Raw genomic sequence first — 26,541 nt, 5'->3', positions numbered from 1 at the left:
GTAGCGAAACGCCTGCCTGCTGGCGAGCCGGGAAGACACACGACGGCCGTGCAAGACCGCATGGTAAACGACTTGTAATCATCAACAGAGCGGCAAACGGGGTGAAAAGTTTCCCGCGTGGTCGCGCGTCCTGCACCGACGCCAGGCAAAAATGACAAAAAAGTATGAATATCAAACGGAATAATCGTTCGCACGACCCATTGCTTCCCGTAAGCTGACAGACTTTCCCGCGCCGATCCGGGCGCGGTTTCAACCAGCATCGTTCGAGGAGGGAACATCATGAGTCTGCGTCTTGGCGACATCGCACCGGATTTCGAGCAGGAATCGAGCCTGGGCCCGATCAAGTTTCACGACTGGCTGGGCGACAGCTGGGGTGTCCTGTTCTCGCATCCGGCCGACTACACGCCGGTGTGCACGACCGAACTCGGGCTGACCTCGAAGCTGAAGGGCGAATTCGAGAAGCGCAACGTGAAGGTGATCGCGCTGTCGGTCGACGGTGTCGAATCGCACAAGGGCTGGATCAACGACATCAACGAAACGCAGTCGACGGTTGTCGGTTTTCCGATCATCGCCGATGCGGACCGCAAGGTTTCGCAGCTGTACGACATGATCCACCCGAACGCGAACGAAACGCTGACGGTGCGTTCGCTGTTCGTGATCGACCCGAACAAGAAGGTGCGGCTCACCATCACGTACCCGGCCAGCACGGGGCGCAACTTCGACGAAGTGCTGCGCGTGATCGACTCGCTGCAGCTGACCGACAACTACAAGGTCGCGACGCCGGGCAACTGGAAGGATGGCGACGACGTCGTGATCGTGCCGTCGCTGCAGGATCCGGAAGAGCTGAAGAAGCGCTTCCCGAAGGGCTTCAACGCAGTGCGTCCGTATCTGCGCCTCACGCCGCAGCCGAACAAGTAAGCAGCGGCTGCGCACGAACGCGGTAGCGGGCCTGCGGCCCGGCGTGCGGCTCCGATGAAAACGGCCCGCCCGGCAGTCATGCCGGGCGGGCCGTGTCTTTTGCGCGTGCTCGTGCGCAGCATCGCTGCCGCGCACGCCGCACCCGGACGATCAGAAGAACGCCTGGATGCCCGTCTGCGCGCGGCCGAGGATCAGCGCGTGGATATCGTGCGTGCCTTCGTACGTGTTGACCACTTCGAGGTTCACGAGGTGGCGTGCGACGCCGAATTCGTCCGAGATGCCGTTGCCGCCGAGCATGTCGCGCGCGAGCCGGGCGATGTCGAGCGCCTTGCCGCACGAGTTGCGCTTCATGATCGACGTGATCTCGACGGCCGCCGTGCCTTCGTCCTTCATCCGGCCGAGACGCAGCACGCCTTGCAGGCCGAGCGTGATTTCGGTCTGCATGTCCGCGAGCTTCTTCTGGATCAGCTGGTTCGCAGCGAGCGGCCGGCCGAACTGCTGGCGGTCGAGCACGTACTGGCGCGCGGTGTGCCAGCAGGACTCGGCGGCGCCCAGCGCGCCCCATGCGATCCCGTAGCGGGCCGAGTTCAGGCACGTGAACGGGCCGCGCAGGCCGCTCACGTTCGGCATCAGGTTCTCTTCCGGGACGAATACCTCGTCGAGGACGATCTCGCCGGTGATCGACGCGCGCAGCCCGACCTTGCCGTGGATCGCGGGTGCCGACAGGCCCTTCCAGCCTTTCTCGAGGATGAAGCCGCGAATCGCGTCCTTGCCGTTTTCTTCCAGCTTCGCCCACACGACGAACACGTCGGCGATCGGCGAGTTCGTGATCCACATCTTCGCGCCGGACAGCGAGTAGCCGCCGGGCACCTTCTTCGCGCGGGTGACCATGCTGCCCGGATCGGAGCCGTGGTTCGGCTCGGTCAGCCCGAAGCAGCCGATCCATTCGCCGGTCGCGAGCTTCGGCAGGTATTTCTGCTTCTGCGCGTCGGAGCCGAATTCGTGGATCGGCACCATCACGAGCGACGACTGCACGGACATCATCGACCGGTAGCCCGAATCGACGCGCTCGACTTCGCGGGCGATCAGCCCGTAGCTCACGTAATTGAGGCCGGGGCCGCCGTATTCCTCGGGAATCGTCGGGCCGAGCAGGCCGACTTCGCCCATCTCGCGGAAGATTTCGGCGTCGGTACGTTCGTGGCGGAACGCCTCGGTCACGCGCGGCGCGAGCTTGTCCTGCGCGTAGGCTTGCGCGGCATCGCGCACCATCCGCTCTTCTTCGGTCAGTTGCTGGTTGAGCAGCAGCGGATCGTCCCAATGAAAAGTTGCAGCACTCATCGTCTCATCTCCTGTCGGCCCGAGTTGGCGCTTCAGCGCTTACTCGGGCCCCATGCTTTGCGGTCGGCCCGAGTTGGCGCTTCAGCGCTTACTCGGGTCCCATGCTTTGCGGTCGGCCCGAGTTGGCGCTTCAGCGCTTACTCGGGTCCCATGCTTTGCGGTCGGCCCCGGGTTTCCGGCCGGGCCCCATGCCTAAAGTTCGCTTGACTCAAGTTCCGCTGTGCGGAACAATGTTTTGCAAATCGAACCCAGTGTAGCACCAGATGACACTTTCAACCATCGACGAAACCACGATCGACGAACGCAAGTTCGTCGTCGCGCTCGCGCGCGGGCTTGACCTGCTGCGCGCATTCCGGCCGGGCGAGACGATGCTCGGCAACCGCGACTTCGCGGAGCGCACGGGGCTGCCGAAGGCGACCGTGAACCGGCTCGCCTACACGCTGACCGTGCTTGGCTACCTGCGCTACGACGAGACGCTCGGAAAGTATGCGCTCGACGCCGGCGTGCTGTCGCTCGGCTACGCGCTGCTGTCGGGTTCGGGGACGATCGACCTCGCGCGGCCGCACATGCAGGCGCTCGCGCGCGACATCGGCGCGGCCGTGTCGCTCGGCTGTCGCGACGGGCTCGACATGATCTATCTGGAGACGATCCGCAGCGAGACCGCGCTGACGCTCGGGCTCGCGCCCGGTTCGCGGCTGTCGATGCTGACGAGCTCGATGGGGCGCGCGTACCTGGCCGTGCAGCCGGAGGACGTGCGCCGCGCGCTCTATGCGGAGCTGCATCGCGCGGCCGGCGGCGCGGCCGACGCCGATGCGCTCGTCGCCGCCGCGCAGCACGCGGTGGCCGAGTTCTCGGCAGGCGGTTGCTGTTATTCGTTCCGGGCGTGGCACATGGACGTCAACGCGGCGGCCGTACCGTTTCGCGAGCCGCGCGAGGGGCGCTGGCTGATCCTGAGCTGCAGTGGCCCCGCGTCGTCAATGGACGAGGACGTGTTCCGGACGCAGATTGGACCGAAGTTGAAGACGCTCGCGCAACGGCTCGGGCAGACGGCCTGAGCACGGCGGCGCGCGGTACGGGGCCGTCGTCGGTCCGGACGGTCACGGGCGAGGGTGGCACCGTCGCCGGCGGTTGTGCCGCAGGCGAACCGCGCGCATGATCGTTCGCCCACTCACCGACGAAGAGGCTGGCCATGTCTCACGCAGAACCGATGGAAGGCGGATGCGCATGTGGTGCGATCCGGTACCGGATCGCCCATGTTCCGGTCGACGCCGGTTTTTGCCACTGCCGGCTTTGCCAGCGTACGACCGGCGCGGCGGTCGTCGCGTCGGCATCGGTGCCGATCGACGCGTTCGCTTACCTGCAAGGTGAGCCGACGGTCTACGCGTCGAGCGCGTGGGGTGAGCGACGCTTCTGTGGCCGCTGCGGCGCGCAGCTCGAATACCGGCTCAGCGATACACCTAAAACCGTCGAGATCAATTGCGCGACGCTCGATGAGCCGGCGCGGCTGCGTCCGGCCTGGCATGTCTGGTACGGGGATCGCTATCCGGGCATCGAGATCGACGACGATCTGCCCAAGTATGACGACGGCGGAAGGGTATAAGCGGTAACCGCCGACGCCGGAAGCGAAGGGCGCCCACGAAGCCGGTCTTTCAGCGAGGTCGGCAACAACCCGCCGGACATCGGACGGCCGGTCAAGCCAGGCGACCCGATCCTCCCGTCACATCACCCGCGCCCCACATCGGGTGTGCCGGCCACCTCATCCACTCACGCCGTCACGACCTTCGCAAACACGGGCCCTTGCATGAACCGCACGTCGTGCTGGCGCAGCAGCTCGCACTGCGTTTCGTCGACGACGCCGTCGAAGATCAGCGGAATCCGCACGCGCTGCGCATACGCGACGAGCGCCTTGACCATCCCGTCGCGCAACGCGATGCCCGCATCCATCTTGATGTAGTCGGGGCGCGCCATCTCCGATTCGACCGCGAGGATGCGGCCCGGGTCGGGCAGCTTGTCCGCGACCTTGAAGCCGTGATGCTGGTAGCTGCGCGTCAGGTAGCCGAGGAAGGTCTTGTGCGCGACCGCGACCGCCGGCAGCTCGATCACGATCCGCTCGCTCGGCAGCCCGAAACGCTGCAGCACCGACGAGAAATGCTTGCCGTGGTCGTACTTCACGCTCTTCAGCAGCCGTTCGTGCACGCGCAGGAACAGCAGCCCGTGGCGCTGCGCGCCGAAGAAGTTGATCGAGTGCAACGTGCGCGACAGGCGGTCGATCGCCACGAGCGTCTGGTCGTCGACGGCCGAGTCGACCGGATCGTGCGGCGCGCCCGTGACGACGGTGACGGCCTGGAACCCGAGCTCGTCGCCGTAGCGCTCGATTGCGTCGGCGAACGACGTCGATTGCGGCGCACCCGGCATCGTCACGTCGTAGATCGGTTCGTAGGCGCTGCCGAGCGTGCGCTCAGGCAGGTTCGCGCTGGCGGTGCCGCCATCGGCGAGCGTGAGGTGATCCCGCAGATACGGCAGTTGCCCCGCACGGGCGACCAGCTCGGGAATGGTGGGCGGAATCATCGGCGTAAGAAGGAAAAACGGCGGCCGAACGGGCCGCCTCGTAGCTTGATATTAGCAGCGCCGGCCAAGCTCGGCTTGGCGTTTCGTTCATATGGTTATCCCGTCCTCGATGCTTCGCCTAGGGTTTACGTTGATTTCACTATTCGTAATTGGTTTTACTATTCGTAAATCCAAGATTTGTCGCCGATCAAGAAATGCGGCATGCGGGCGCCGCGAAACGGCGCCGTTCACGAATCAACAGGAAGCAAGGAGCGAGACGTGGCGGTTGACAGGAATGGCACGCGGGACGGCGGCGCGGCGCGCCGGCAGGCGACGGACGGGATGACGGGCGGGCCGGCGTGCGCCCGGCAGGGTTGAGGGGCGGATGGCGACCATGAGCATCGATTACCAGACGCTGAAGTTCGAATACCGCGCGCGTGCGCAGGACACCGCCGTTCACCCGGTGATCGTCGTCGGCGCGGGCCCGGTGGGCCTCGCGGCCGCGATCGACCTCGCGCAGCAGGGCGTGCCCGTCGTGCTGCTCGACGACGACGACACGCTGTCGACCGGCTCGCGCGCGATCTGCTTCGCGAAGCGCACGCTCGAGATCTTCGACCGGCTCGGCTGCGGCGAGCGCTTCGTCGACAAGGGCGTGAGCTGGCACGTCGGCAAGGTGTTTCTGCAGGACGAGCAGCTGTACGCGTTCGACCTGCTGCCCGAGGAAGGGCATGCGCGCCCCGCGTTCATCAACCTGCAGCAGTACTACGTCGAAGGCTATCTGGCCGACCGCGCGTTCGAGCTGCCGAACATCGACATCCGCTGGAAGCACAAGGTGACGGGCATCGACCAGTCGGCCGAACACGCGGTGCTGACGATCGAAACGCCGGAAGGTATCGCGACGCTGCGCGCGCAGTACGTGATCGCGGCCGACGGCTCGCGCAGCCCGATGCGCACGATGATGGGCCTCGAAAGCCACGGCCGCACGTTCAAGGACCGCTTCCTGATCGCCGACGTGAAGATGAAGGCGGAGTTTCCGACCGAGCGCTGGTTCTGGTTCGATCCGCCGTTCCATCCCAATCAGTCGGTGCTGCTGCATCGCCAGCCCGACAACGTGTGGCGCATCGACTTCCAGCTCGGCTGGGATGCCGACCCCGTCGCCGAGAAGCAGCCGGAACGCGTGATCCCGCGCGTGCGCGCGCTGCTCGGGCCGGACGTCGAGTTCGAGCTCGAATGGGTGAGCGTCTATACGTTCCGCTGCCAGCGGATGGAGTCGTTCCGTCACGGCCGCGTGCTGTTCGCCGGCGATTCCGCGCACGGCGTGTCGCCGTTCGGCGCGCGCGGTGCGAACAGCGGCGTGCAGGATGCGGACAACCTCGCGTGGAAGCTGAAGCTCGTGCTCGACGGCCGTTCGGCCGACAGCCTGCTCGACACGTATGCGAGCGAGCGCGAGTTCGCGGCCGACGAGAACATCCGCAACTCGACGCGCTCGACCGACTTCATCACGCCGAAGAGCCCGGTGTCGCGCGTGTTCCGCGACGCGACGCTGAAGCTCGCGCGCGACTGCGAATTCGCGCGCAAGCTCGTGAACAGCGGCCGCCTGTCGGTGCCGGCGGTGCTGGCCGATTCGCCGCTGAACACGCCGGACCGCCACGGCGACACCTTCGCGGGCGCGATGCGGCCGGGTGCCGCGGCAGCCGATGCGCCGGTGCGGACGCAGGGCGCGTCGGGCTGGTTGCTGCAGCATCTGGGCAGCGGCTTCACCGGCGTGCTGTTCGGGTTGCCGGGCGACGCGGCCGCGCTTGCGCAGGCGCTCGACGGCCTCGCGCTGCCGGTGCGGCCCGTGCTCGTCGTGCCGGCCGGGCACGCGCAGCCGATCGCGGGTGTCGTCGTCGTGGAGGACGTCGACGGCTTTGCCGCGCAACGCTACGACGCGAAGCCCGGCACGTTCTACCTGCTGCGCCCCGACCAGCATGTCTGCGCCCGCACGCGCGCGCTCGACCGTCAGGCGCTTGCCGACGCCCTGGCACGCGCGACCTGCGCACGCTGAAAACGATAAAGACACCGGAGACTCCGTCATGCCCTCACTCGACACCCGCCCGCGCCTGGCCGACCCGGACGCGTTCTACGAAGCGCTGATCGACATGCATCGCGACCTGTCCGACGCCGACAGCCAGCTCGTCAACGCGAAGCTGATCCTGCTGCTCGCGAACCAGATCGGCGACGCCGACGTGCTGCGCGAAGCGATGACGCTCGCGCGGCAGGGCGTGACGCCGCCCGTGCATCCGGCTGCCGAGGTCGCGCAATGAGTGCGGCTCCGGCCGACGCACGCGTGCTCGAAGTCGAGTGCGTGATCGACGATACCCATCGCCCGGGCTTTCACTGGATGTTGCTCGTGTTGTGCGGGCTGTGCCTCGTGATCGACGGTTTCGATGCGCAGGCGATGGGCTACGTCGCGCCGAGCGTGATTGCCGAATGGGGCGTGCCGAAGCAGGCGCTTGGGCCCGTGTTCAGCGCGAGCCTGTTCGGGATGCTGCTGGGCGCGCTCGGGCTGTCGGTGCTGGCCGACCGGATCGGGCGGCGCCCGGTGCTGATCGGCTCGACGCTGTTCTTCGCGGTGACGATGCTCGCGACGCCGTTCGCGGGCTCGATCCCGGTGCTGATGGCGCTGCGCTTCGTCACGGGCCTCGGCCTCGGCTGCATCATGCCGAATGCGATGGCGCTGGTCGGCGAGTTCAGCCCGGCTGCGCATCGCGTGAAGCGGATGATGATCGTGTCGTGCGGCTTCACGCTCGGCGCGGCGCTCGGCGGCTTCATCAGCGCCGCGCTGATTCCGGCCCTCGGCTGGCGGTCGGTGTTCTTCGTCGGCGGCGCGGTGCCGCTCGTGCTGACGGTCGCGATGGTCGCGCGGCTGCCCGAGTCGCTGCAGTTCCTGGTGCTGAAAGGGCGCGTCGCGCAGGCGCGCGACTGGCTCGCGCATTTCGCGCCGCAGGCCGGCATCGATGCGAATACGCGGCTCGTCGTGCGCGAGCGCGCCGCGACCGGCGCACCGGTCGCCGAGCTGTTCAGCCATGGGCGCCTGCCGGTCACGCTGCTGCTGTGGGCGATCAGCTTCATGAACCTGATCGATCTGTACTTCCTGTCGAACTGGCTGCCGACCGTGATGCGCGACGCGGGCTATTCGCCCGGCACGGCGGTGATCGTCGGCACGGTGCTGCAGACGGGCGGCGTGGTCGGCACGCTGTCGCTCGGCTGGTTCATCGAACGCCACGGCTTCGTGCGCGTGCTGTTCGCATGCTTCGCGTGCGCGGCCGTGTCGGTGGGGTTGATCGGCTCGGTCGCGCATGCGCTGCCGTGGCTGCTGGTGGTGGTGTTCGCGGGCGGGTTCTGCGTGGTCGGCGGGCAGCCGGCCGTCAACGCGCTCGCGGGCCAGTATTACCCGACGTCGCTGCGCTCGACGGGCATCGGCTGGAGCCTCGGCATCGGCCGGATCGGCTCGGTGCTCGGGCCGCTCGTCGGCGGACAACTGATTGCGCTCAACTGGTCGAACGGTGCGCTGTTCCACGCGGCCGCGGTGCCCGTGCTGTGCTCGGCGCTGTTCGTCCTCGGGCTTGCCGGTGTGACGCGGCGCAACGGCGCGCAGGCGCCGAACGCTGCGATGAATTGAGGGAGAAAGGAAACGATGACGCTTGACCTGTCGAAACCGGCGACCGCCGGCTACCTGAGCGGTTTCGCGAACGAATTCGCGACCGAGGCACTGCCCGGCGCGTTGCCGCACGGCCGCAACTCGCCGCAGCGCGCGCCGTACGGGCTGTATGCGGAGCAACTGTCGGGCACCGCGTTCACCGCGCCGCGCGGCCACAACCGCCGCTCGTGGCTGTACCGCATCCGCCCGGCGGCCGTACACCGGCCGTTCGAGCCGTACGCGGGCCCGCAGCAGCTCGTGTCGGAATTCGGCGATTCGGTCGACGTGCCGCCGACGTCGCCGAACCAGCTGCGCTGGGATCCGCTGCCGATGCCGGTCGATCCGACCGATTTCGTCGACGGTCTCGTGACGATGGCCGGCAACGGGTCGGCCGCCGCGATGAACGGTTGCGCGATCCACCTGTATGCCGCGAATCGCTCGATGCAGGATCGCTTCTTCTACAGCGCGGACGGCGAACTGCTGATCGTGCCGCAGCAGGGGCGGTTGTTCATTGCGACCGAATTCGGTCGGCTCGACGTCGAGCCGTTCGAGATCGCGGTGATCCCGCGCGGCGTGCGTTTTTCCGTCGCGCTGCCGGACGGCGACGCACGCGGCTACATCTGCGAAAACTTCGGCGCGCAACTGCGCCTGCCGGATCTCGGCCCGATCGGCTCGAACGGTCTCGCGAACCCGCGCGACTTCCTGACGCCGCAAGCCGCGTACGAAGACCGCGAAGGCGCGTTCGAGCTGATCGCGAAGCTGAACGGCCGCCTGTGGCGCGCGGACATCGGCCATTCGCCGCTCGACGTCGTCGCATGGCACGGCAACTACGCGCCGTACAAGTACGACCTGCGCCTGTTCAACACGATCGGCTCGATCAGCTACGACCATCCCGATCCGTCGATCTTCCTGGTGCTGCAGTCGCAGAGCGATACGCCGGGTGTCGACACGATCGACTTCGTGATCTTCCCGCCGCGCTGGCTCGCAGCCGAGGATACGTTCCGCCCGCCCTGGTTCCACCGCAACGTCGCGAGCGAGTTCATGGGGCTCGTGCACGGCGCGTACGACGCGAAGGCCGAAGGCTTCGTGCCGGGCGGCGCGAGTCTGCACAACTGCATGTCGGGCCACGGGCCCGACGCGGATACGTTCGAGAAGGCGTCCGCGAGCGACACGACGAAGCCGCACAAGGTCGACGCGACGATGGCGTTCATGTTCGAAACCCGCACGCTGATCCGGCCGACGCGCTACGCGCTCGACACCGCGCAGCTGCAGGCCGACTACTTCGAATGCTGGCAAGGCATCAAGAAACATTTCAACCCGGAGCAACGTTGACGTCCTCGCCTCCCGAACGGGGGGCGATTCCCACGACTGGCGATGCACGTCCGCATCGGAGAATGTTCAGCGCAGCGTTGATATCACGATCATGCACGACACCACAGCCATCGCAGGCCCACTCTCTTATTCGCAGTCCTGCGATACCTTTCGGCCGCGTCGTGCTGTCTTTCGACCCGCACGCCGAACAGGACTGGGTAGAACCGCTTTCGTCGACTTCCTCGAACGTGGCTCCGTGCGCGATCGCCTTGTAACGGAGTTTGCTTCGGAAGGACGACCAGGATGCGTCGTACACGCTCTTCGCCATCCTGGTTCTGGCAAGCTTGGCGGCCGACACGTTGCCGACCGCGATGTAATCAAAGCGTCGCACCAGATCGAGTGCGAGCTTGTGCTGGAAATCGGCTCGGGCGTTCGCGACCTTCGCGTGCAACTTCGCGATATGCCTCTTGTGTTTGCGCGCCCGTTGCGCTTTCGCGAGCTTCTCGGCCGCGCATCGGCCGAACCGATCGTTAGGCAGCTTCTCGCCGGTCGAAAGTGTGGCGAAGTCTTTCAGGCCGAGATCAATTCCGACACCGGAACGGATCGGGCGGGCCTGAATATCCGGCACCTCGATCACGATGTTGAGAAACCAGTTGCCGCGCGCGTCCTGCGCAAAGCTGGTTCCGTCCTTGATCTTGCCTTCGGGAAGCGGGCGGCTGTTGAACACGCGAAAGGTGTTGCCGGCAAAGCGAAAGGCATCACCCTCGCGCTTCAAGTCGCGTCCCTTCAGCGGCACCCAGCCGAGCGATCTCTTACCGCGATAGCGCAGGTAAGGGCGTCGGTGCTGGCTGCGCGATTGCGCGTACTGCTCGCAAGTTGCGTTGATCGTACCGGAGTGGATGCCGAGCTCCTTGCTGCCGCCGCTCGTCAGTCCATTCAGATCGAATCCTGTTGGCCACTTCTTGCTCCACTTGAGCGCGTGTTTCTGCGTGTCGTTGCAGAAGTTCCAGACGTAGTTCACCGCACGGCTCTGCTTGTTAAGCAGTCCGTTGAGCGACTTCACTCGGTAGCGGTAGACAAGAATCATACCGGTGATGCTAACCCCTGGAAGAAGCTGCCTGTCAACGGCACTCTTTCCCTCCCCGCCCTGAAGGACGGGATTTTTCGGAGCATCTGATGAGCGATACCCAAGACTGGCGCGCGACGCTCGACCCGGCTCGCAAGAGTTGGGTCGGGACGGCGAACGATCCCGCCTGCGATTTCCCGATCCAGAACCTGCCGTTCGGGATCTTCAGCGATGCGAAGCAAGCGTCGCGCCGTGCAGGCGTGGCACTCGGCGACCAGATCGTCGATCTCGCGGCGCTCGCGCGCGCGGGCCTCGTGACGCTGCCGGCCGGCGCCGATGCGTTCGCCGCGCCGACGCTCAACCCGTTCATCGCACTGGGCCGCGACGCATGGCGCAGCGTGCGCGTGCAGCTGTCTGATTTGTTTTCGCGCGACAACGCCCGGTTGCGCGACGATACGGCGCTGCGCGCGCAGGTGCTCGTCGCGCAGCGCGACGCGACGCTGCATCTGCCGGTCGACATTCCCGGCTATACCGACTTCTATTCGTCGAAGGAGCACGCGACCAACGTCGGCTCGATGTTCCGTGATCCGAAGAATGCACTGCTGCCGAACTGGTCGGAGATGCCGATCGGCTACAACGGCCGCGCGTCGTCGGTGGTCGTGAGCGGCACGCCGGTGCGGCGTCCGAACGGGCAACTGAAGCTGCCCGACCAGGAGCGTCCGGTGTTCGGCGCATGCCGCAAGCTCGACATCGAACTCGAGACGGGCTTCATCGTCGGCAAGGGCAACGCGCTCGGCGAGCCGATCGCGTGCGAGGACGCGGAAGCGCATATCTTCGGGATGGTGCTGCTGAACGACTGGAGCGCGCGCGACATCCAGCAATGGGAATACGTGCCGCTCGGCCCGTTCAACGCGAAGACGTTCGCGACGACGATCTCGCCGTGGATCGTCACGCTCGACGCGCTCGAACCGTTCCGCACTGCGCAGCCGGAGCAATCGCCGCAGCCGCTCGCGTACCTGCAGCACGCAGGCAAGCATGCGTTCGACATCGCGCTCGAAGTGACGCTGCGCGAGGAAGGGGCGGCCGAAGCAACCTCGATCTGCCGCACGAACTTCAAGCACATGTACTGGACGATGGCGCAGCAGCTCGCGCATCACACGGTCGCGGGCTGCAACACGCGAGTGGGCGACCTGATGGGTTCGGGCACGATCAGCGGGCCGACGAAGGATTCGTTCGGCAGCCTGCTCGAACTGACGTGGAACGGCAAGGAGCCGGTCACGCTGAACGGCGGCCGCAGCCGCGCGTTCATCGAGGACGGCGACGAGCTCACGCTCGCCGGCTGGTGCCAGGGCGACGGCTATCGCGTCGGCTTCGGCGCGTGTGTCGGCACGATCCTGCCGGCGTTGAAGGCGTAACGCGCAACGTGGCGCGAGCATGAGCAAGACGGCCCGCATTGCGCGGGCCGTCGTCGTTTCGAAGTCGGCGTATTCAGTGGAAGGGCGGCGCGCGGTGGCGTGCTCGCGCCGGCGTCAGACCGCGCGTTGCAACGCGGCGCGACGTTCCCACAGCGCGGCCGCGACGAACGCCGCGACGCAGACGACCAGCACGCCGACCAGCGCGTTGCTGCCCAGTTGCTCCATCAGCGCACCGGCGACCAGCGGGCCGCCGAAACTCGCGGCGCTCCACGATGCCGACACGAGCGAGCTTGCGGTGACGAGCGCCGCACCGCGGAAGCGTTGGCCGCACGCGACGAGCGACAGCGTATAGATGCTGCCGGCCGCCGCGCCGAGCACGAACAGCAGCGGCCAGCACAGCCACGGATTCGCGATCACGAACGGCAGCAGCGGCAGGCCCGCGAGCACGATCCAGCCTGCGCCGAGATGCACGCGTTCGCGGCCGAGCTTGTCCGCGAGCCAGCCGATCGGGAACTGCATCGCGGTATCGCCGAACAGCATGATCGACGCGAGCAGCACGGCCGTGGCACTCGCGACGCCGTGATCCATCGCGTAGAGCGGCAGCAGCGACAGCGCGAGCGTATCGAACAGCGCGAAGAAGCCGGTGCCGATGATCAGCGCGGGCATGCGCGGCAGCACGGCGAGCCAGTGATCGTGCTGCGCGTGATGCGCGTCGTCGCCGGCGAGCGGCGCGCGACGGATCGTCGCGAGCGTCGGCAGCGCGAGCAGGAACAGCGCGCCGCACAGCGCGAAGCGGATGCTCGTCGCGCCCGCGATCTGGCTCACGAGCACGGGGCCCGCCATCTGGAACAGCGTGAAGTTGGTCGCGTAGATCGCGACGACGCGGCCGCGCGTCGAATCGTCGGCGAGCTGGTTGACCCACGCTTCGCCGATCGTAAACAGCAGCATCAGCGCCGCGCCGCACAGCACGCGCAGCGCGCCCCACAGAATCAGGTTCGACGTGAACTGCATCAGCGCGGTGGCGGCCGCGAGCAGCACGACCGACACGACGATCGCGCGGCGCGAGCCGATGTGTCGTGCGAGCGCGGTGACGAACGGGACGATCGCAAGGCCGCCGAGGGCCTGCGCGGCCGTCAGCATGCCGACGACGTTGGTGCCGTGCCCGGCTTCGGTCAGCGCGAGCGCGGTGAGCGGCAGCGTGGCGCCGGTGCCGAGACCGACGACCGCGACGCTCAGAATGAGGGCGAGGAAATCGCGATTAAGAATGGCTTTCATCGGGCGCGATGCTACACCTCGGACCTTGAAAGGTCCATGAAGGCCATCAGCTTCGAGTGGAGTTGTGTACGCAACGATTTCAACAGGGTTGCGTTACACGTATTCGGTCGGCACGGCCACCGGGCGGCGTTCGAGCGACGCCGACCACAGCGTGAGCGCGAGTGCCGCGACGGCCATTGCGACGCCGACCCACGGCAGGTTCACGAGCGACATGCCGGAGCCGATCGCCATCCCGCCGAGCCACGCGCCGGTTGCGTTGCCGAGGTTGAACGCGCCCTGGTTCAGCGTCGACGCGAGGTTCGGCGCGTCGCTGGCGCGGTCGACGATCAGGATCTGCAGCGGCGGCACGATCGCGAACGCGAGGATGCCCCACACGAAGATCGTCGCGAGCGCGGCGAACGGCAGGTGCATCGTGCCCGCGAACAGCGCGAGGATCACGCCGATCAAGGCGAGCGTCGCGATCAGCGACGGCATCCGGCGCCAGTCGGCGAGCTTGCCGCCGAGCGTGCCGCCGACCGTCAGGCCGAGGCCGAACAGCAGCAGCACGTAAGTGACCTGGCGTGGCGAGAAGCCCGTCACGTCCTCGAGGATCGGCGTGATGTACGTGAACACGCTGAACAGGCTGGCCGATGCGAGCACGCTGATGCCGAGCACCATCAGCACCTGCGGATGCTTCAGCACGCTGAATTCGCGCGTGATGCTGGTGTCGGGCATCGCGAGGTTCTTCGGCAGGCAGACGGCGAGCGCGGCGGCCGCGGCAATGCCGATGCCGGTGACGGCCCAGAACGTCGCGCGCCAGCCGAACGCCTGGCCGAGCGCGGTGCCGAGCGGCACGCCGAGCACGTTCGCGAGGGTGAGGCCGGTGAACATCAGCGCGATCGCCTGCGCGCGACGGTTCGGCGCGACGAGATTGCTCGCGACCACCGAGCCGATCCCGAAGAACGCGCCGTGGCAGAACGCGGTGACGACGCGCGCGGCCATCAGCACCGCATAGCCCGGTGCGATCGCGCAGAACAGGTTGCCCGCGATGAACAGCCCGATCAGGCCCATCAGCGCACGCTTGCGCGGCATCTTCGCGGTGACGATCGCGAGGATCGGCGCACCGATCGTCACGCCGAGCGCATAGCCGGACACGAGCATCCCGGCGGCCGGGATCGACACGCCGAGGTCGCGCGCGACATTGGGCAGCAGCCCCATGATCACGAACTCGGTGGTACCGATTCCAAATGCGGCGACGGCGAGGGCGAAAAGAGGTAAGGGCATCGCGGTAGGCTCGGGAAAAGCCGCCGCTCGGGCGGGCGCGGGATGCGCGGGACGGGCGGACGGTAAGGCGAACGACAGCCGCGATTCTACTTCAGTGAAAACCCCTATGCTTGGGGCCAAAACGGATGTTGCCGGCGTGCGACGGGGCAGTGCGCGAGACGCTCACAGTGTGGGATTCGACGCGGTTTGCGGCGGCGAATGTGTCGGGGGCGGAGCGATGACGGCGGCGGGGTGGTCGTCAGGCGGTGCGCTCGGGGGATCCGTCGACACGGGTGGGTGAGGCGCCTGCTGCGTCCGCGTCGGCATCCACGGGCGACGACGGCGAGCCGGCGGCATCGCTCGCGGCCGGATCGTCCCAGCCGTTTTCGAACAGGCACGCTTCGATCGGCATCCGCGCAGCCCAACGCTCCTGCTCGAGCATCGGCTTCGCGTAGAACGCGTCGACGTGCCCGACGCACAGCACGGCGATCGGCTTCGCACCGTCGGGCATCCGCAGCAGCGCGCGCAGCGCGTCGACATCGAACAGCGATACCCAGCCCATTCCGAGCCCTTCGGCGCGGGCTGCGAGCCACATGTTCTGGATCGCGCACGCGGCGGACGCGAGATCCATCTCCGGTAACGTGCGGCGGCCGAACACGTGGCGCTCGCGGCCGTCGGCGAGCGCGACGACCAGCAGCTCGCCGCATTCGCGCACGCCTTCGACCTTCAATCGCATGAACTCGTCCTGGCGCTCGCCGAGTGCGTCGGCGGTCGCGCGGCGCTCGGCCTCGACCAGCGCATGGATCGCGGTCCGCAGCGCGGGATCGGTGATGCGGATGAAGCGCCACGGCTGCATGAAGCCGACGCTCGGCGCGTGATGCGCCGCGCGCAGCAACCGTGCGAGCACGGCCGGATCGACGGGGGCCGGCGTGAAGTGGCGCATGTCGCGCCGTTCGAAAATGGCACGGTAGACGGCGGCGATGTCGGAGTCGTCGAAACGCATGAGCAGGCGGGGGCGGGATAACGTCGGCGCAACGATAGCAGACGGCGCGCGGGAATCGTTACATCAGTCGAAACAAAGCACGAAATTGTTGATGCAAAAGATCGCATTTTCAGTGTCGATCAAAAGCAAACGATTGCGATGGCGCCGGTCACCATGAAATGGGCCGATTTCGTCGATTTGTCAGCGATTCGCCGTCACGACGTTCTGCGGCGTGCCCGCATGCCACGCCTCGATGTTCAGCAATGTGGTGTGCGCGATCTCGGCGAGCGCCTCGCGCGTGAAGAATGCCTGGTGCGACGTGACGATCACGTTCGGGAACGTCAGCAGGCGCGCGAGCACGTCGTCCTGCAGCGGCAGGTCGGAGTGATCCTCGAAGAAGAGCCCGCTTTCCTCTTCGTACACGTCGAGCCCGAGATGGCCGAGCTGACCGCTCTTGAGCGCGTCGACCAGCGCCTGCGCATCGACGAGGCCGCCGCGCCCGGTGTTGATCAGCATCGCGCCGTGCTTCATCCGCGCGAGCGTCCGTTCGTTGATCAGATGGTGCGTCGACGGCAGCAACGGGCAGTGCAGGCTGACGATGTCGGCGTGGTGCAGCAACTCGTCGAGCTCGACATAGCGCGCGCCGAACGCGATCAGCTCGTCGTTGTACGGCGGCACCGAGTGCGCGAGCACATGCATCCCGAAGCCCATCATGATTTTCGCGAACACGCTGCCGATGATGCCGGTGCCGATCACGCCGACGGTCTTGCCGTGCAGGTCGAAGCCGAGCAGGCCGTTCAGCGAGAAGTCGCCTTCGCGGGTGCGCGCGACGGCGCGCGGCAGGCGGCGGTTGAGCGCGAGGATCAGCGCGACCGCGTGCTCGGCCACCGCGTGCGGCGAATAGGCGGGCACGCGCACGACCGTGATGCCGAGCCGCTCGGCGGCGGCCAGGTCGACATGGTTGAAGCCCGCCGAGCGCAGCGCGATCAGGCGCGTGCCGCCGTCCGCGAGCCGTTCGAGCACGGCCGCGTCGACGGTGTCGTTGACGAACGGGCAGACGACGTCATAGCCATGCGCGAGGATCGCGGTTTCCGCGTCGAGGTGCGACGGCTGGAAGTGCAGCCGATAGCCGAACCGCCGGTTGGCGGCAGCAAACGAATCGTCGTCGTACTGCCGGCTGCTGAACAGGATCACGCGCACGCTGCACCTCCGATGGCTGACGCGCGCAGTTTACTGCAGGCCCGTGACGATGTCGGCGCGCTCGGGCCCGCGCGGCGGCAGCAGGAAGCCGTAGTCGGTGCGTTCGCGGGCTGGCTGCGCGCTGAAGTGATCGAGCGCGTGCTCGACGAAGCTGCGCGTCCGGGCGGGCACGTACTGGCGGTTCGGGTAGACGAGCGACAACTGCGTGTCGGGATCGTCGATCCGGTAGCCGGCCATCAGCCGCACGAGCGTGCCGTTTGCGAGCGCGCTGGCGACGCACGGCTCGGGCAGCACCGCGATGCCGGCACCGGCCACGGCGGCCGCCTGGACGAGCGCGAGCTGGTTGACCGTGCAGGCCGGGCGCACCGTGACGGAATGCGCGATGCCGTCGTGGCCGACCAGTTGCCACGCGGGCGCATGCTGGTGCGGCGCGAGCGTGACCCAGTCGTGGCCCGGCAGGTCGTCGGGCACGCGGGGCTCGCCGCGTCGCTCGAGATAGGCCGGTGCCGCGACTGCGACGAACGGGTTCGGCGCGAGCGCGTGGCCGACCAGCGTCGGGTTGCCGTCGAGCCGGTTGCCGGTGACGATGCCGACGTCGTAACCCGAATCGAGCACGTCGAGCGGCCCCTCGGCGACGGTCAGTTGCACACGCAATTCGGGGTAGCGATGCCGGAAGCTGCTGACGAGCGGCGTCAGCGCAAGCGGCGACAGCAGGCCCGACGCGACGACGCGCAGCGTGCCGGCCGGTTCGCGCACGGCATGCGCGACGGACGATTCGAGGTGGTCGAATTCCTCGAGCAGCGCGCGACACCCGTCGAGGTAGCGCACGCCGGCCTCGGTGAGCGACAGGTTGCGCGTGGTGCGATGGATCAGCCGTGTGTTCAGGTGGCCCTCGAGCATCGCGATCGAACGCGTGACGAGTGCATTGGACACGCCGAGATGGTGCGCCGCGCGCCGGAAGCTCTGCTGCTCGGCGACGCAGACGAATACACGCATGGTCTGAATCTGGTTCATGGCTTGCGTATTTCTGGCCCGGTTGATTGATTATGGTTGTGGTTTTTCGTCGCGCAACCCCGAAAGCGCATCGCGCGACACCCAGTTCTCCCTCGTATCGAAAAATCGCTTTTTTCGATTCCGCAGACGATTGTTCAATACGGAAGCGATATCCGTCAACCTGAGAAAAGGGGCGGGTTGCGAAAAATCGAATTCGGGGGTAACGCGCTAAACCCGGCGCTGTCTCGCACGTCTGCCGTTCAAAGACGGCGGGGTATTCGAATAACCATGGAGGTATCGAATATTTCGTATGTTAATCAATAGGTTGCAATCCAGAGTGGCAGACTTGTTCCGGTATTGACGGGAAGCGATCCCTAATACATGCCGGAATAATGGATGTTTTTCGCCCGTGCGCGGATTTTTCGTATCGGATTCCGTTCGGCGATTTTTATCGTGGATCCGGTCTATTTCGCTCGATACAAAGTCGCGCTGAACCGGCGATCTCGGCGAATCGCGCTGTTATTGACGGAGTAAATCGTGTGCTTGCTGCACGAATGGAACCGTTTCACAACCCGGCCGGCAATCTTTTTTCAATCCGGATGATTGGCGTGCGACCCGCGCGCGGCCGGCTGGCCCGGTGCGGCGACCGGGCCACCGTTGCGCTGTCCGGCCGCGGGTGCCTCTTGCGCGAGGCGGCGGAACGCGGAATGATCGATCAGTTCGCCATGTCGTGCGGCGGGCGCCCGTGCACTTCCTTTCCTCACTTTTTACCAGCCATGTCCATCGATTACTCGCCGATTCCCTGTCCCGTCGTCGTGCCGCTCGACGCGATCCTGCCCGAAGAACCGCTGCTGATGATGGGGGCCGGCCCGGTTCCGATCCCGGCCGCCGTCGCGAAGGCGAACACGATCGTGATCAACCATCTCGGCGCGACGATGGCGAAGATCATCGAGCAGGTGAAGGAGATGGCGCGCTACGTGTTCCAGACCCGCACGAAGTGGGTGCTCGGCGTCGCGGGCCCCGGTTCGGCCGCCATGGAAATGGCGATCTCGAACCTCGCGTGGCGCGGGACGCGCGTGCTGTCGATCCGCAACGGCTTCTTCAGCGCGCGGATGGCCGAGATGGCCACGCGCGTCGGCGCCGACGTCTCGACGCTCGAAGTGGCCGACCGCGCGGTCGCGAGTCTCGACGAGATTGCCGACGCGATCGCCCGCGAGCGGCCCGAGATCGTCACGATCGTGCAGGGCGAGACGTCGAACACCGTGTGGAACCGCGACCTGCGCGACATCGCGGCGCTCGCGAAGGCGGCCGGTGCGCTGGTGGTCGTCGATGCGGTGTGTACGCTGTCGACGATGCCGCTCGAAATGGACGCGTGGGGCATCGACGCGGTGATTACCGGCGGGCAGAAGGGGCTGTCGTCGATCCCGGGCGTGTCGCTGATCGCGTTCTCCGACGCCGCCTGGGACCGGATGAAGCAGCGCCCCGAGCCGAATGCGCACTGGTGTCTCGACATGGCGCTCGCGGAAAACTTCTGGCACAACGCGGGCTATCACTACACGGCGCCGGTGTCGGGCGTGCTCGCGCTGCACGAGGCGCTGCGGCTCGTTTGCGCGGAAACGCTCGAAAGCCGCTTCGCACGCCACCTGCGCTGCTCGCTCGCGCTGCAGGCGGGCGTTGAGGCGATGGGGCTCAAGCTCTATGCGCCGAAGGACTGCCGGCTCAATTCGGTGGTCGGGATCGAGACGCCCGAGGGGCTGACGCCCGGGATGGTCTGCGGCCATATCTCGAAGCAGTACCAGGTCGAGATTTCGGGCTCGTTCGGGTTGCCGATCGTGCGGATCGGCCAGATGGGCGAGCAGTGCCGCGAACACAACCTGTTCCGCACGCTGCACGCGTTCGGCCGCACGATGGTCGACCTGAAGGTGCCGGTCGATCTGCCGGCCGGTGTCGCGGCGCTTGAACAGGAACTGTCGCAGCGCGGCGCGTAAGCCGCGAAACGACGAGAGGGGCCGCGCTCAGCGGCCCTGCATCGCGCGCCGGTACGTATTCGGCGTCGTGCCGTGCGCGTCGCGAAAGCGATGGCTGAAGTGGCCGGCGTTCGCATAGCCGCAGTCGGCCGCGATCTGCGCGAGCGGCAGCGCCGTCGTGCGCAGCAACTCGCGCGCTCGCGCCAGCCGTTGCTCGGCCACCCACGCGTGCGGTGCGCGGCCGAACGACAGCCGGAACATCCGCGAGAAGTGGTACTCGGACAGCGCGGCAACGTCGGCGAGTTCGCCGAGCGTCAGCGGTTGCGTCAGGTAGGTGTCGATGTAGTCGCGCACACGGCGGCGCACGGCCGGCGCGAGCCCGCCGCGGAACGACGTGTCGGTGCGCGTCGTGCTCTGTCCGCGCAGCAGCAGGCTCAGTACCTCGTGCGCGGTCTCGTTCACGCGCAGCCGTTCGTCGGCATCGTCCCAGCCGTCCAGCGCGAGCGAACGCAGCAGCGTCGCGACGCGCGCATCCTCGAAGTAGGTGCGGTCGGCGAGCTTCAGCTCGCGCGGCTCGCGGTCGAGTTCGCGGATCGCGCGCTGCGTGAAGTGTTCGGGCAGGAAATACAGGTGGATGAAGTGCATCTCGCCGCGCACCCACCAGCGCGATTCATGGTCGCCCGGCAGCGCGCACAGCAGGCTCGGCGCGCCGTAGCGCGGCACGCGCTGGCGTTCCGTCCGGTAGCCGCCGTCGAGGTAGCACGACAGCGTATGGTGGCCGGGCTGTTCGTAGACTGTCTCGCTTTCGTCGGTGATCCGCGTCCATTCGGCGATCGCGAGATGGTCGCCGAGCCACGCGAAGCGCTCGAGCGTCGCGTTCGCGTCGGCGAGCGTGCGGCAGACCGACTGCAGGCCGAACGGCAGATCGCCGCCGGCGAGGGCGGCGGGGTGATCGACGGGCGGGGCGGACAGGGAGAGGCTCATGATGGGCCGAGTATAAGCGGGTGCGCGGCGCCGCGTGCGGCGACCCGAAAAAGACCGCAATTCCGGACAATCGGCGCGCGCCGGGCGGCGGCATAGTCGGGATCCGTTTCACCTGTTTTTTCGGATCGTTGCCGCCATGAACCTGTCGCTTTATTTCGTCACCGTGCTGATCTGGGGCACCACCTGGATCGCGATCAAGTGGCAGCTCGGCTCCGTGCCGCCGCCCGTGTCGATCGCATGGCGCTTCTGGCTCGCGGCCGCCGTGCTGTTCGCGCTGCTGCGCGTGATGCGCCGGCCGGTGCGCCCGCCGCGCGAAGCGTGGCGCTTCCTGCTGGCGCAGGGCTTCGCGCTGTTCTGCCTGAATTTCCTGTGCTTCTACTACTCGGAGCAGGTCGTGCCGAGCGGCCTCGTCGCGGTGATTTTCTCGACCGCGCCGCTGTTGAACTCGATCAACGGCCGGCTGTTCATGGGCCGTCCGCTGCGGCCGTCGGCGATCGCCGGTGCGCTGCTCGGGCTCGCCGGCATCGCATGCCTGTTCTGGCAGCAGATGGCCGGCCATCTCGACGACCACGCAACCTGGACGGGGCTCGCGATCGCGTTCGCGGGCACGATGTGCTTCTCGGCCGGCAACCTGCTGTCGAGCCGGATGCAGTCGATGGGGCTGCACCCGCTCGTGACCAACGGCTGGGCGATGCTGATCGGCGCCACGATCCTGACCGTCGGCAGCGCGGTGGCCGGATTGCCGTTCACGCTCGACACGAGCCCGCGCTATCTCGGCGCGCTCGTCTACCTGGCCGTGCCAGGCTCGGTGATCGGCTTTACCGCGTATCTGACCCTGGTCGGCCGGATCGGGCCGGAGCGTGCCGCGTACTGCACGGTGCTGTTCCCGATCGTCGCGCTGGCCGTGTCGACCGTGTTCGAGGGCTACCAGTGGTCGCCGCTCGCGGTGGTCGGGCTGCTGCTGGTGGTGGCCGGCAATCTGGTCGCATTCGACCTGACGCGGCGGTTGTTTCTGCGCACGGCCTGACCGGGAGGCGGCTGTCTGCGGGGGGCCGATGCATCGGTTGTCCGCCCAGTGCTGGCAGTCTTGGGTACGCAGAAAGGTTGACGCGGTTGACTTGGTTGCGAGGCTGACCTATCCTTCATCCTGATCGTGAACGGAGGCGATGATGGGTCGGCATGCGCAAGCGCTCGAGGGCGCCGATGTCATCCTCGATGTGGATACCGAAGTGGCGCTGCGCTGCGCCGTCGGCGCAGCGACCATGCTCGGGCCGGACAAGGCCCGAGCATTGCTCGAGCTGTCCGACGCGCAACTGGGCCATCTGTTCAAGGTCGGTATCGCTCAGGTCATCGATCTTGCTGGTGTCGTCACTTTCGGGATCGCCGCCGCGGCGACCCGCGACAGGAAAGCGCCCGGCCGCGCGAAGCCGAATCCGAAGCCGGCCGCGTACGAGGGCGCCGTGCTTTCCGAGGTCGAGCGGATTGCGTTGTCCGAGCGGCAGGCGCTGGTTGCCGCCGGCAGGTTGTTGCCGGCCGCCGAACTCTGGGCGGGGCTGGGCATTACCCGGCAGGCGCTCAACAAGGCGCTCGTGTCGGGGCGGATTTTCACGGTGGACGTCGGGGCCGCGCCATACTATCCGGCCTTCTATCTGGCAGGCGACATCGATCGCAAGACGCTGGGCAAGGTGACGCAACAACTGGGCAGCCTGCCGGGCTGGAGCAAGTGGCAGTTTTTTACGACACCGAAGGCTTCGCTCGGTAACGTCACGCCGCTGAAAGCATTGTCGCAAGGGCAGGTCGAGCGGGTGGAGCGCGCGGCGGCAGCCTTCGCGGAACGCTAGGAGCGCGCGGTTGACGCTGGCGGCGCCGGGCAGGCATTTCGCGCATGCAACGCTGACGACGAAAGAAGTCGCGCCTGCCACGCTGCTCCGTATTTCACGCTACGACACCGGCGAGCCCTACTTCGGCAGGTCGGGTGGTAACCGGTTCGACGATCCGCGCAAGCGGGGCAGGTTCGGTACCTGCTATTTCGGCTTCGACCTGCATTGCGCGTTTGCAGAGACGGTGCTGCACGACGAAGTCGCGGATCTCGAACTCGGCGGGTTCCCGCTCGTGACGGCGGAATTGGAGCGCTACGTGCTGTCCTTTACGGGTTCGCCACTGAACGTGGCCGTCCTGCACGGTCTGCCGCTGAAGAATCTTGGCGGAGACGGGTCGCTGTCGACCGTCGTGCCCTACGACATCCCGCAACAATGGTCCGCCGCCGTGCACCGGCACGACCAGCGGGTCGACGGCTTCCTGTACATGTCGAGGCACCTCAACACGTCGGAAGCGCTTGTCCTGTTCGATCGCGCCGCGTCCAAGCTTGAACGCGCGGCTGCAGTGCCGTTTCGCCATCATCCGGAAGCCGCCCGCGTGCTGCGCGAATTCAACATTCTGCCGCGCTAGTCTGTGCCGCAGCGGCCGGCGGATGGCTGATGTACCCGCCCTTTGAGCCCGCCGAACCTTGCTCCGTCAGGCCGCCGCGCTGCTCCCTTCGACCCGCGCCTGCCGCTGGTACAGCACCATCGACAGCGCGACGCCCGCGGCGGCGGCCGCCGCCGCGAACAGGAACACCTGCGGGTAGCCGAACGCGCCTGCGACATAGCCGGCGAGCGGGCCCGTGATGCCGAGCGACAGGTCGAGGAACACCGAATACGCGGACAGCGCCGCGCCGCGGCTTGCGGGCGGCACGAGCGCGACGGCCTCGACGCCGAGCGCCGGGAAGATCAGCGCGAAGCCGAAGCCCGTCAGCGCGGCGCCGACGAGCGCGACGTGCGGCACGGGCGCGAGCCACAGCAGCACGAGGCCCGAGCATTCGAATGCGAACGACACGATCGCGACGCGGAAGCCGCCGTAGGTCTTGATCGTGTTCGCGAACAGCAGGCGCGCACCGATGAACAGCGTACCGAACACGGTCAGCGACAACGCGGCGTTCGGCCAGTGGCGCGCCGCGTAGTACAGCGTGACGAAGGTCGCGATCGAGCCGAAGCCGGCCGAGCCGAGCGCGAGGCCGAGGCCGTGCGGCAGCACGCGCGTGAACACGCTCGCATACGACATCCGCTCGCCGTGCACGAGCGGCACGGGAGCGATCAGGCGCGCGAGGTAGAAGCCGGTCGCGGCCAGCGCGATCACGATCACGCCGATCAGCGCCGGATTCAGCGTATGCGCGATCGCGACGCCGACCGGCGCGCCGAGCGCGAGCGCGCCGTAGGTCGCGATGCCGTTCCACGAGATCACCTTCGCGTTGTGCGTGACGCCGACCCGGCCGATGCCCCACAGGATCGCGCCGGTGCCGCACAGGCTCTCGCCGACGCCGAGCACGAGCCGGCTCGCGACCAGCAGCACGAGGCTCGCGACCGGCCAGTGCGCGAGCAGCAGCGCGACGAGCAGCAGCACACCCGACACACCGCAACCGACCAGCCCGCGCGACACCGTCTGCTTCGGGCCGAGCGTATCGGCCAGGCGCCCGGCGAGCGGCCGCGACGCGAGCGTCGCGAAATACTGGACGCTGATCGCGCCGCCCGCGACGATCGCGGAAAAACCGAGGTCGTCATGGACGAAGCCCGGCAGCACCGCGAGCGGCAGGCCGATGGTCAGGTAGCAGATGAACGTGAAGCAGACGACGGACACGATTTGCAGCGTGACCGCGAACCCGCTGCGCGGCGGTGTGGCGGAATCGGTTGACATGGGGTCGGAACGAATGAACGAAACGGACGGGGGACGGCGAAAAAGGGAATCGGGATTTTCCCATGGAACCGGTTTTCACGCAGGTACCATTTAGTTAATCGCGACCTGTTTTTGAGGATGACGGACGGTTGCGGGGGCGCAGGGAAGGGACCGGGAGCCCCGCGTGGAAAGGCCGCCGGGCGGCACCGGCGCTCATATCGCGGCAGTTATATGGGCCCCATGCGTGATGGGCTATGGGTTGCGGAATTTGATGGTGATAGCGTGCAAACTGTCAGAAAAACGTCGGTCGAGCGCACTGCGCAGGCCGCCTTGCCCCCCATTTGAAGAACCATCGAGACATGAGTGAGCCGATCCGCTTCTACCATCGTCACGCGATCCGCGAAGTCAGCGGCGCGGACGTTACCCGCACCGTGCTGCAATACCTGCGCGAGGACGCGCATTGCACCGGCACCAAGGAAGGCTGCGCGGAAGGCGACTGCGGCGCGTGCACGGTCGTCGTCGGCGAGCTGACCGACGCCGGCGCGGTCGAGTTCAAGGCCGTCAACGCATGCATCCAGTTCCTGCCGACGCTCGACGGCAAGGCGCTGCTGACGGTCGAGGATTTGCGTCAGCCGGACGGCTCGCTGCATCCGGTGCAGCAGGCGATGGTCGATTGCCATGGTTCGCAATGCGGGTTCTGCACGCCCGGCTTCGTGATGTCGATGTGGGCGCTGTACGAGAAGCACGGCCACGAAGGTTGCGGCAGCGCGTGCGCGAAGGCGAAGGACGTGCCGACGCGCACCGAGATCGCCGATGCGCTGACGGGCAACCTGTGCCGCTGCACCGGCTATCGCCCGATCGTCGATGCGGCCGTGCAGATGTTCGATGCGCCGGCGCCGTCGGCGCCGGTCGACACGGCCGCGCTGGCCCGCACGCTCGCGTCGCTCAAGCGCGACGATACGTTCGACTACACGACGATCAACGGCGCGCGCTTCGCGGCGCCGCGCACGCTCGACGCGCTGGCCGCGCTGAAGGCCGAGCGGCCCGACGCGCGCATCCTTGCAGGCAGCACCGACATCGGCCTGTGGGTCACCAAGCAGATGCGTCGGCTCGACGACCTGATCTACGTCGGCCAGATCGCCGAACTGCAGCGCCTCGTGGAACGCGGCGACTGGATCGAGATCGGCGCGGGCGTGACGGTCGAGAACGCGTATACGGCGCTGGCCGGCACGTATCCGGAGCTGATCGAGATGTGGAAGCGCTTCGCGTCGCTGCCGATCCGCAATGCCGGCACGATCGGCGGCAACGTCGCGAACGGCTCGCCGATCGGCGATTCGATGCCGGGCCTGATCGCGCTCGGCGCGCGCGTGGTGCTGCGCGGCGGCGACACGGTGCGCGAGCTGCCGCTCGAGGCGCTGTACACGGGCTACCAGCAGAAGGACATGGCGCCGCACGAATTCGTCGTCGGCCTGAAGGTGCCGACCCGCACCGGCGCGCGCGAGAAGCTGCAGTTCCGTACCTACAAGCTGTCGAAGCGGTTCGACTCCGACATCTCGGCCGTGTGCGCGGCGTTCGCGTTCATCGCGGACGGCGACATGATCCGCGAGCCGCGCATCGCGTTCGGCGGGATGGCCGCGACGCCGAAGCGCGCGGCCCACACGGAAGCCGTGCTCGACGGCGCGCAGTGGCACGAAGCCACCGCGCAGGCCGCGATGCAGGCGCTCGAGCGCGACTACCAGCCGCTGTCCGATATGCGCGCGACGAACACGTACCGCCTCGATACCGCGAAAAACCTGATGTATCGATTCTGGCTGGAGACGCGCCCGCACGACCCGCTGCCGCCGCAAGCCCTGAATGTGCGTGAAGTGGCCGCTGAAGTCGGCACCGACGCGGCGCGCGTCTGAAGACGGAGA

Annotated in this window: 23 protein-coding genes; 13 read left to right on the top strand and 10 right to left on the bottom strand. The window is 67.2% G+C overall.

Annotated features, from left to right (window positions below):
* The first annotated feature begins 279 nt into the window (after window positions 1-279).
* The gene (locus G3N61_RS14285) at window positions 280-918 is read left to right on the top strand and encodes a peroxiredoxin (RefSeq protein WP_043189406.1); all 639 of its coding nucleotides are present in this window, start codon (window positions 280-282) and stop codon (window positions 916-918) included.
* A gap of 150 nt (window positions 919-1,068) precedes the next feature.
* Here G3N61_RS14285 and G3N61_RS14280 read toward each other — a convergent pair whose 3' ends face one another.
* The gene (locus G3N61_RS14280; RefSeq protein ID WP_043189404.1) at window positions 1,069-2,256 is read right to left on the bottom strand and encodes an acyl-CoA dehydrogenase; all 1,188 of its coding nucleotides are present in this window, start codon (window positions 2,254-2,256) and stop codon (window positions 1,069-1,071) included.
* A gap of 263 nt (window positions 2,257-2,519) precedes the next feature.
* Between G3N61_RS14280 and G3N61_RS14275 the strand changes: the two genes are divergently transcribed.
* Both G3N61_RS14275 and G3N61_RS14270 read left to right on the top strand, forming a co-directional pair.
* Entirely contained in the window at window positions 2,520-3,311 is a 792-nt protein-coding gene (locus G3N61_RS14275; RefSeq protein ID WP_043189403.1) for an IclR family transcriptional regulator, read from the top strand.
* A gap of 134 nt (window positions 3,312-3,445) precedes the next feature.
* On the top strand, window positions 3,446-3,856 hold the full coding sequence (locus tag G3N61_RS14270; RefSeq protein WP_205822789.1) for a GFA family protein: 411 nt from the start codon (window positions 3,446-3,448) through the stop codon (window positions 3,854-3,856).
* A 164-nt stretch (window positions 3,857-4,020) separates the two neighbouring features.
* On the opposite strand, the gene G3N61_RS14265 is transcribed toward G3N61_RS14270, so the two are convergent.
* Window positions 4,021-4,824: an EAL domain-containing protein gene (locus G3N61_RS14265; protein WP_089449986.1), complete on the bottom strand. Its 804-nt coding sequence runs from the start codon at window positions 4,822-4,824 to the stop codon at window positions 4,021-4,023.
* Window positions 4,825-5,188: 364 nt separating this feature from the next.
* Here G3N61_RS14265 and G3N61_RS14260 point away from each other — a divergent pair, with 364 nt between their 5' ends.
* The 4 genes from G3N61_RS14260 to hmgA are packed head-to-tail and all read left to right on the top strand — an operon-like array spanning window position 5,189 to window position 9,817.
* The gene (locus G3N61_RS14260) at window positions 5,189-6,850 is read left to right on the top strand and encodes an FAD-dependent oxidoreductase (RefSeq protein ID WP_205822788.1); all 1,662 of its coding nucleotides are present in this window, start codon (window positions 5,189-5,191) and stop codon (window positions 6,848-6,850) included.
* Window positions 6,851-6,878: 28 nt separating this feature from the next.
* A complete protein-coding gene (locus G3N61_RS14255; protein ID WP_043189394.1) occupies window positions 6,879-7,109 on the top strand; it encodes a DUF2783 domain-containing protein in 231 nt (76 codons plus the stop codon).
* Window positions 7,106-8,467, top strand: a complete 1,362-nt coding sequence (locus G3N61_RS14250) for an MFS transporter (RefSeq protein WP_089449988.1) — start codon at window positions 7,106-7,108, stop codon at window positions 8,465-8,467. The genes G3N61_RS14255 and G3N61_RS14250 overlap by 4 nt, the downstream gene beginning before the upstream one ends.
* A gap of 15 nt (window positions 8,468-8,482) precedes the next feature.
* A complete protein-coding gene (gene hmgA / locus G3N61_RS14245; protein ID WP_205822787.1) occupies window positions 8,483-9,817 on the top strand; it encodes a homogentisate 1,2-dioxygenase in 1,335 nt (444 codons plus the stop codon).
* Here hmgA and G3N61_RS14240 read toward each other — a convergent pair.
* Window positions 9,798-10,883, bottom strand: a complete 1,086-nt coding sequence (locus G3N61_RS14240; protein ID WP_205822786.1) for an RNA-guided endonuclease TnpB family protein — start codon at window positions 10,881-10,883, stop codon at window positions 9,798-9,800. The two genes, hmgA and G3N61_RS14240, sit on opposite strands and share 20 nt — an antisense overlap.
* An 89-nt stretch (window positions 10,884-10,972) precedes the next feature.
* Here G3N61_RS14240 and fahA point away from each other — a divergent pair, with 89 nt between their 5' ends.
* Complete coding sequence (gene fahA / locus G3N61_RS14235) at window positions 10,973-12,277, top strand: fumarylacetoacetase (protein ID WP_205822785.1); 1,305 nt, start codon at window positions 10,973-10,975, stop codon at window positions 12,275-12,277.
* Between the two features lie 114 nt (window positions 12,278-12,391).
* On the opposite strand, the gene G3N61_RS14230 is transcribed toward fahA, so the two are convergent.
* The 5 genes from G3N61_RS14230 to G3N61_RS14210 all read right to left on the bottom strand — a co-directional run bounded on the left by G3N61_RS14230 (window position 12,392) and on the right by G3N61_RS14210 (window position 17,990).
* On the bottom strand, window positions 12,392-13,552 hold the full coding sequence (locus G3N61_RS14230; RefSeq protein WP_089449992.1) for an MFS transporter: 1,161 nt from the start codon (window positions 13,550-13,552) through the stop codon (window positions 12,392-12,394).
* A 93-nt stretch (window positions 13,553-13,645) separates the two neighbouring features.
* Window positions 13,646-14,815, bottom strand: coding sequence for an MFS transporter (locus G3N61_RS14225; protein ID WP_043189386.1), 1,170 nt, complete (start codon window positions 14,813-14,815; stop codon window positions 13,646-13,648).
* 238 nt (window positions 14,816-15,053) lie between these two features.
* Window positions 15,054-15,797, bottom strand: coding sequence for a 5,6-dimethylbenzimidazole synthase (bluB, locus tag G3N61_RS14220; RefSeq protein WP_205822784.1), 744 nt, complete (start codon window positions 15,795-15,797; stop codon window positions 15,054-15,056).
* Window positions 15,798-15,977: 180 nt separating this feature from the next.
* Entirely contained in the window at window positions 15,978-16,976 is a 999-nt protein-coding gene (locus G3N61_RS14215) for a 2-hydroxyacid dehydrogenase (RefSeq protein ID WP_043189380.1), read from the bottom strand.
* A gap of 30 nt (window positions 16,977-17,006) precedes the next feature.
* Entirely contained in the window at window positions 17,007-17,990 is a 984-nt protein-coding gene (locus G3N61_RS14210) for a LysR family transcriptional regulator (protein ID WP_205822783.1), read from the bottom strand.
* A 755-nt stretch (window positions 17,991-18,745) separates the two neighbouring features.
* Between G3N61_RS14210 and G3N61_RS14205 the strand changes: the two genes are divergently transcribed.
* Window positions 18,746-19,957: an alanine--glyoxylate aminotransferase family protein gene (locus tag G3N61_RS14205; protein ID WP_089449996.1), complete on the top strand. Its 1,212-nt coding sequence runs from the start codon at window positions 18,746-18,748 to the stop codon at window positions 19,955-19,957.
* Window positions 19,958-19,984: 27 nt separating this feature from the next.
* Here the strand turns inward: G3N61_RS14205 and G3N61_RS14200 are convergent, their stop codons facing one another.
* The gene (locus G3N61_RS14200; RefSeq protein ID WP_043189372.1) at window positions 19,985-20,920 is read right to left on the bottom strand and encodes an AraC family transcriptional regulator; all 936 of its coding nucleotides are present in this window, start codon (window positions 20,918-20,920) and stop codon (window positions 19,985-19,987) included.
* A gap of 136 nt (window positions 20,921-21,056) precedes the next feature.
* Between G3N61_RS14200 and G3N61_RS14195 the strand changes: the two genes are divergently transcribed.
* From G3N61_RS14195 to G3N61_RS14185, 3 genes are all read left to right on the top strand, one after another.
* The gene (locus G3N61_RS14195) at window positions 21,057-21,947 is read left to right on the top strand and encodes an EamA family transporter (RefSeq protein ID WP_043189370.1); all 891 of its coding nucleotides are present in this window, start codon (window positions 21,057-21,059) and stop codon (window positions 21,945-21,947) included.
* A gap of 142 nt (window positions 21,948-22,089) precedes the next feature.
* The gene (locus tag G3N61_RS14190) at window positions 22,090-22,761 is read left to right on the top strand and encodes a hypothetical protein (RefSeq protein ID WP_089449997.1); all 672 of its coding nucleotides are present in this window, start codon (window positions 22,090-22,092) and stop codon (window positions 22,759-22,761) included.
* Between the two features lie 10 nt (window positions 22,762-22,771).
* The gene (locus tag G3N61_RS14185; RefSeq protein WP_043189365.1) at window positions 22,772-23,368 is read left to right on the top strand and encodes an RES family NAD+ phosphorylase; all 597 of its coding nucleotides are present in this window, start codon (window positions 22,772-22,774) and stop codon (window positions 23,366-23,368) included.
* 66 nt (window positions 23,369-23,434) lie between these two features.
* Here G3N61_RS14185 and G3N61_RS14180 read toward each other — a convergent pair whose 3' ends face one another.
* The gene (locus tag G3N61_RS14180; protein WP_089449998.1) at window positions 23,435-24,649 is read right to left on the bottom strand and encodes an MFS transporter; all 1,215 of its coding nucleotides are present in this window, start codon (window positions 24,647-24,649) and stop codon (window positions 23,435-23,437) included.
* Window positions 24,650-24,987: 338 nt separating this feature from the next.
* Here G3N61_RS14180 and xdhA point away from each other — a divergent pair, with 338 nt between their 5' ends.
* Window positions 24,988-26,532, top strand: coding sequence for a xanthine dehydrogenase small subunit (xdhA, locus tag G3N61_RS14175; protein WP_205822782.1), 1,545 nt, complete (start codon window positions 24,988-24,990; stop codon window positions 26,530-26,532).
* The last annotated feature ends 9 nt before the right edge of the window (window positions 26,533-26,541 follow it).

The organism is Burkholderia sp. Ac-20349 (genome assembly GCF_017104865.1).
Lineage (GTDB): Bacteria > Pseudomonadota > Gammaproteobacteria > Burkholderiales > Burkholderiaceae > Burkholderia > Burkholderia aenigmatica.
Note: the sequence above shows the minus strand (reverse complement) of the source record. Positions and strands in the feature narration are given on the sequence as shown.

Excerpts from the sequence above, each read along its gene's own strand:
- G3N61_RS14285 (WP_043189406.1), top strand. The coding sequence starts at position 280 with ATGAGTCTGCGTCTTGGCGACATCGCACCGGATTTCGAGCAGGAATCG.
- G3N61_RS14280 (WP_043189404.1), bottom strand. The coding sequence starts at position 2,256 with ATGAGTGCTGCAACTTTTCATTGGGACGATCCGCTGCTGCTCAACCAG.
- G3N61_RS14275 (WP_043189403.1), top strand. The coding sequence starts at position 2,520 with ATGACACTTTCAACCATCGACGAAACCACGATCGACGAACGCAAGTTC.
- G3N61_RS14270 (WP_205822789.1), top strand. The coding sequence starts at position 3,446 with ATGTCTCACGCAGAACCGATGGAAGGCGGATGCGCATGTGGTGCGATC.
- G3N61_RS14265 (WP_089449986.1), bottom strand. The coding sequence starts at position 4,824 with ATGATTCCGCCCACCATTCCCGAGCTGGTCGCCCGTGCGGGGCAACTG.
- G3N61_RS14260 (WP_205822788.1), top strand. The coding sequence starts at position 5,189 with ATGGCGACCATGAGCATCGATTACCAGACGCTGAAGTTCGAATACCGC.
- G3N61_RS14255 (WP_043189394.1), top strand. The coding sequence starts at position 6,879 with ATGCCCTCACTCGACACCCGCCCGCGCCTGGCCGACCCGGACGCGTTC.
- G3N61_RS14250 (WP_089449988.1), top strand. The coding sequence starts at position 7,106 with ATGAGTGCGGCTCCGGCCGACGCACGCGTGCTCGAAGTCGAGTGCGTG.
- hmgA (WP_205822787.1), top strand. The coding sequence starts at position 8,483 with ATGACGCTTGACCTGTCGAAACCGGCGACCGCCGGCTACCTGAGCGGT.
- G3N61_RS14240 (WP_205822786.1), bottom strand. The coding sequence starts at position 10,883 with ATGATTCTTGTCTACCGCTACCGAGTGAAGTCGCTCAACGGACTGCTT.
- fahA (WP_205822785.1), top strand. The coding sequence starts at position 10,973 with ATGAGCGATACCCAAGACTGGCGCGCGACGCTCGACCCGGCTCGCAAG.
- G3N61_RS14230 (WP_089449992.1), bottom strand. The coding sequence starts at position 13,552 with ATGAAAGCCATTCTTAATCGCGATTTCCTCGCCCTCATTCTGAGCGTC.
- G3N61_RS14225 (WP_043189386.1), bottom strand. The coding sequence starts at position 14,815 with ATGCCCTTACCTCTTTTCGCCCTCGCCGTCGCCGCATTTGGAATCGGT.
- bluB (WP_205822784.1), bottom strand. The coding sequence starts at position 15,797 with ATGCGTTTCGACGACTCCGACATCGCCGCCGTCTACCGTGCCATTTTC.
- G3N61_RS14210 (WP_205822783.1), bottom strand. The coding sequence starts at position 17,990 with ATGAACCAGATTCAGACCATGCGTGTATTCGTCTGCGTCGCCGAGCAG.
- G3N61_RS14205 (WP_089449996.1), top strand. The coding sequence starts at position 18,746 with ATGTCCATCGATTACTCGCCGATTCCCTGTCCCGTCGTCGTGCCGCTC.
- G3N61_RS14200 (WP_043189372.1), bottom strand. The coding sequence starts at position 20,920 with ATGAGCCTCTCCCTGTCCGCCCCGCCCGTCGATCACCCCGCCGCCCTC.
- G3N61_RS14195 (WP_043189370.1), top strand. The coding sequence starts at position 21,057 with ATGAACCTGTCGCTTTATTTCGTCACCGTGCTGATCTGGGGCACCACC.
- G3N61_RS14190 (WP_089449997.1), top strand. The coding sequence starts at position 22,090 with ATGGGTCGGCATGCGCAAGCGCTCGAGGGCGCCGATGTCATCCTCGAT.
- G3N61_RS14180 (WP_089449998.1), bottom strand. The coding sequence starts at position 24,649 with ATGTCAACCGATTCCGCCACACCGCCGCGCAGCGGGTTCGCGGTCACG.
- xdhA (WP_205822782.1), top strand. The coding sequence starts at position 24,988 with ATGAGTGAGCCGATCCGCTTCTACCATCGTCACGCGATCCGCGAAGTC.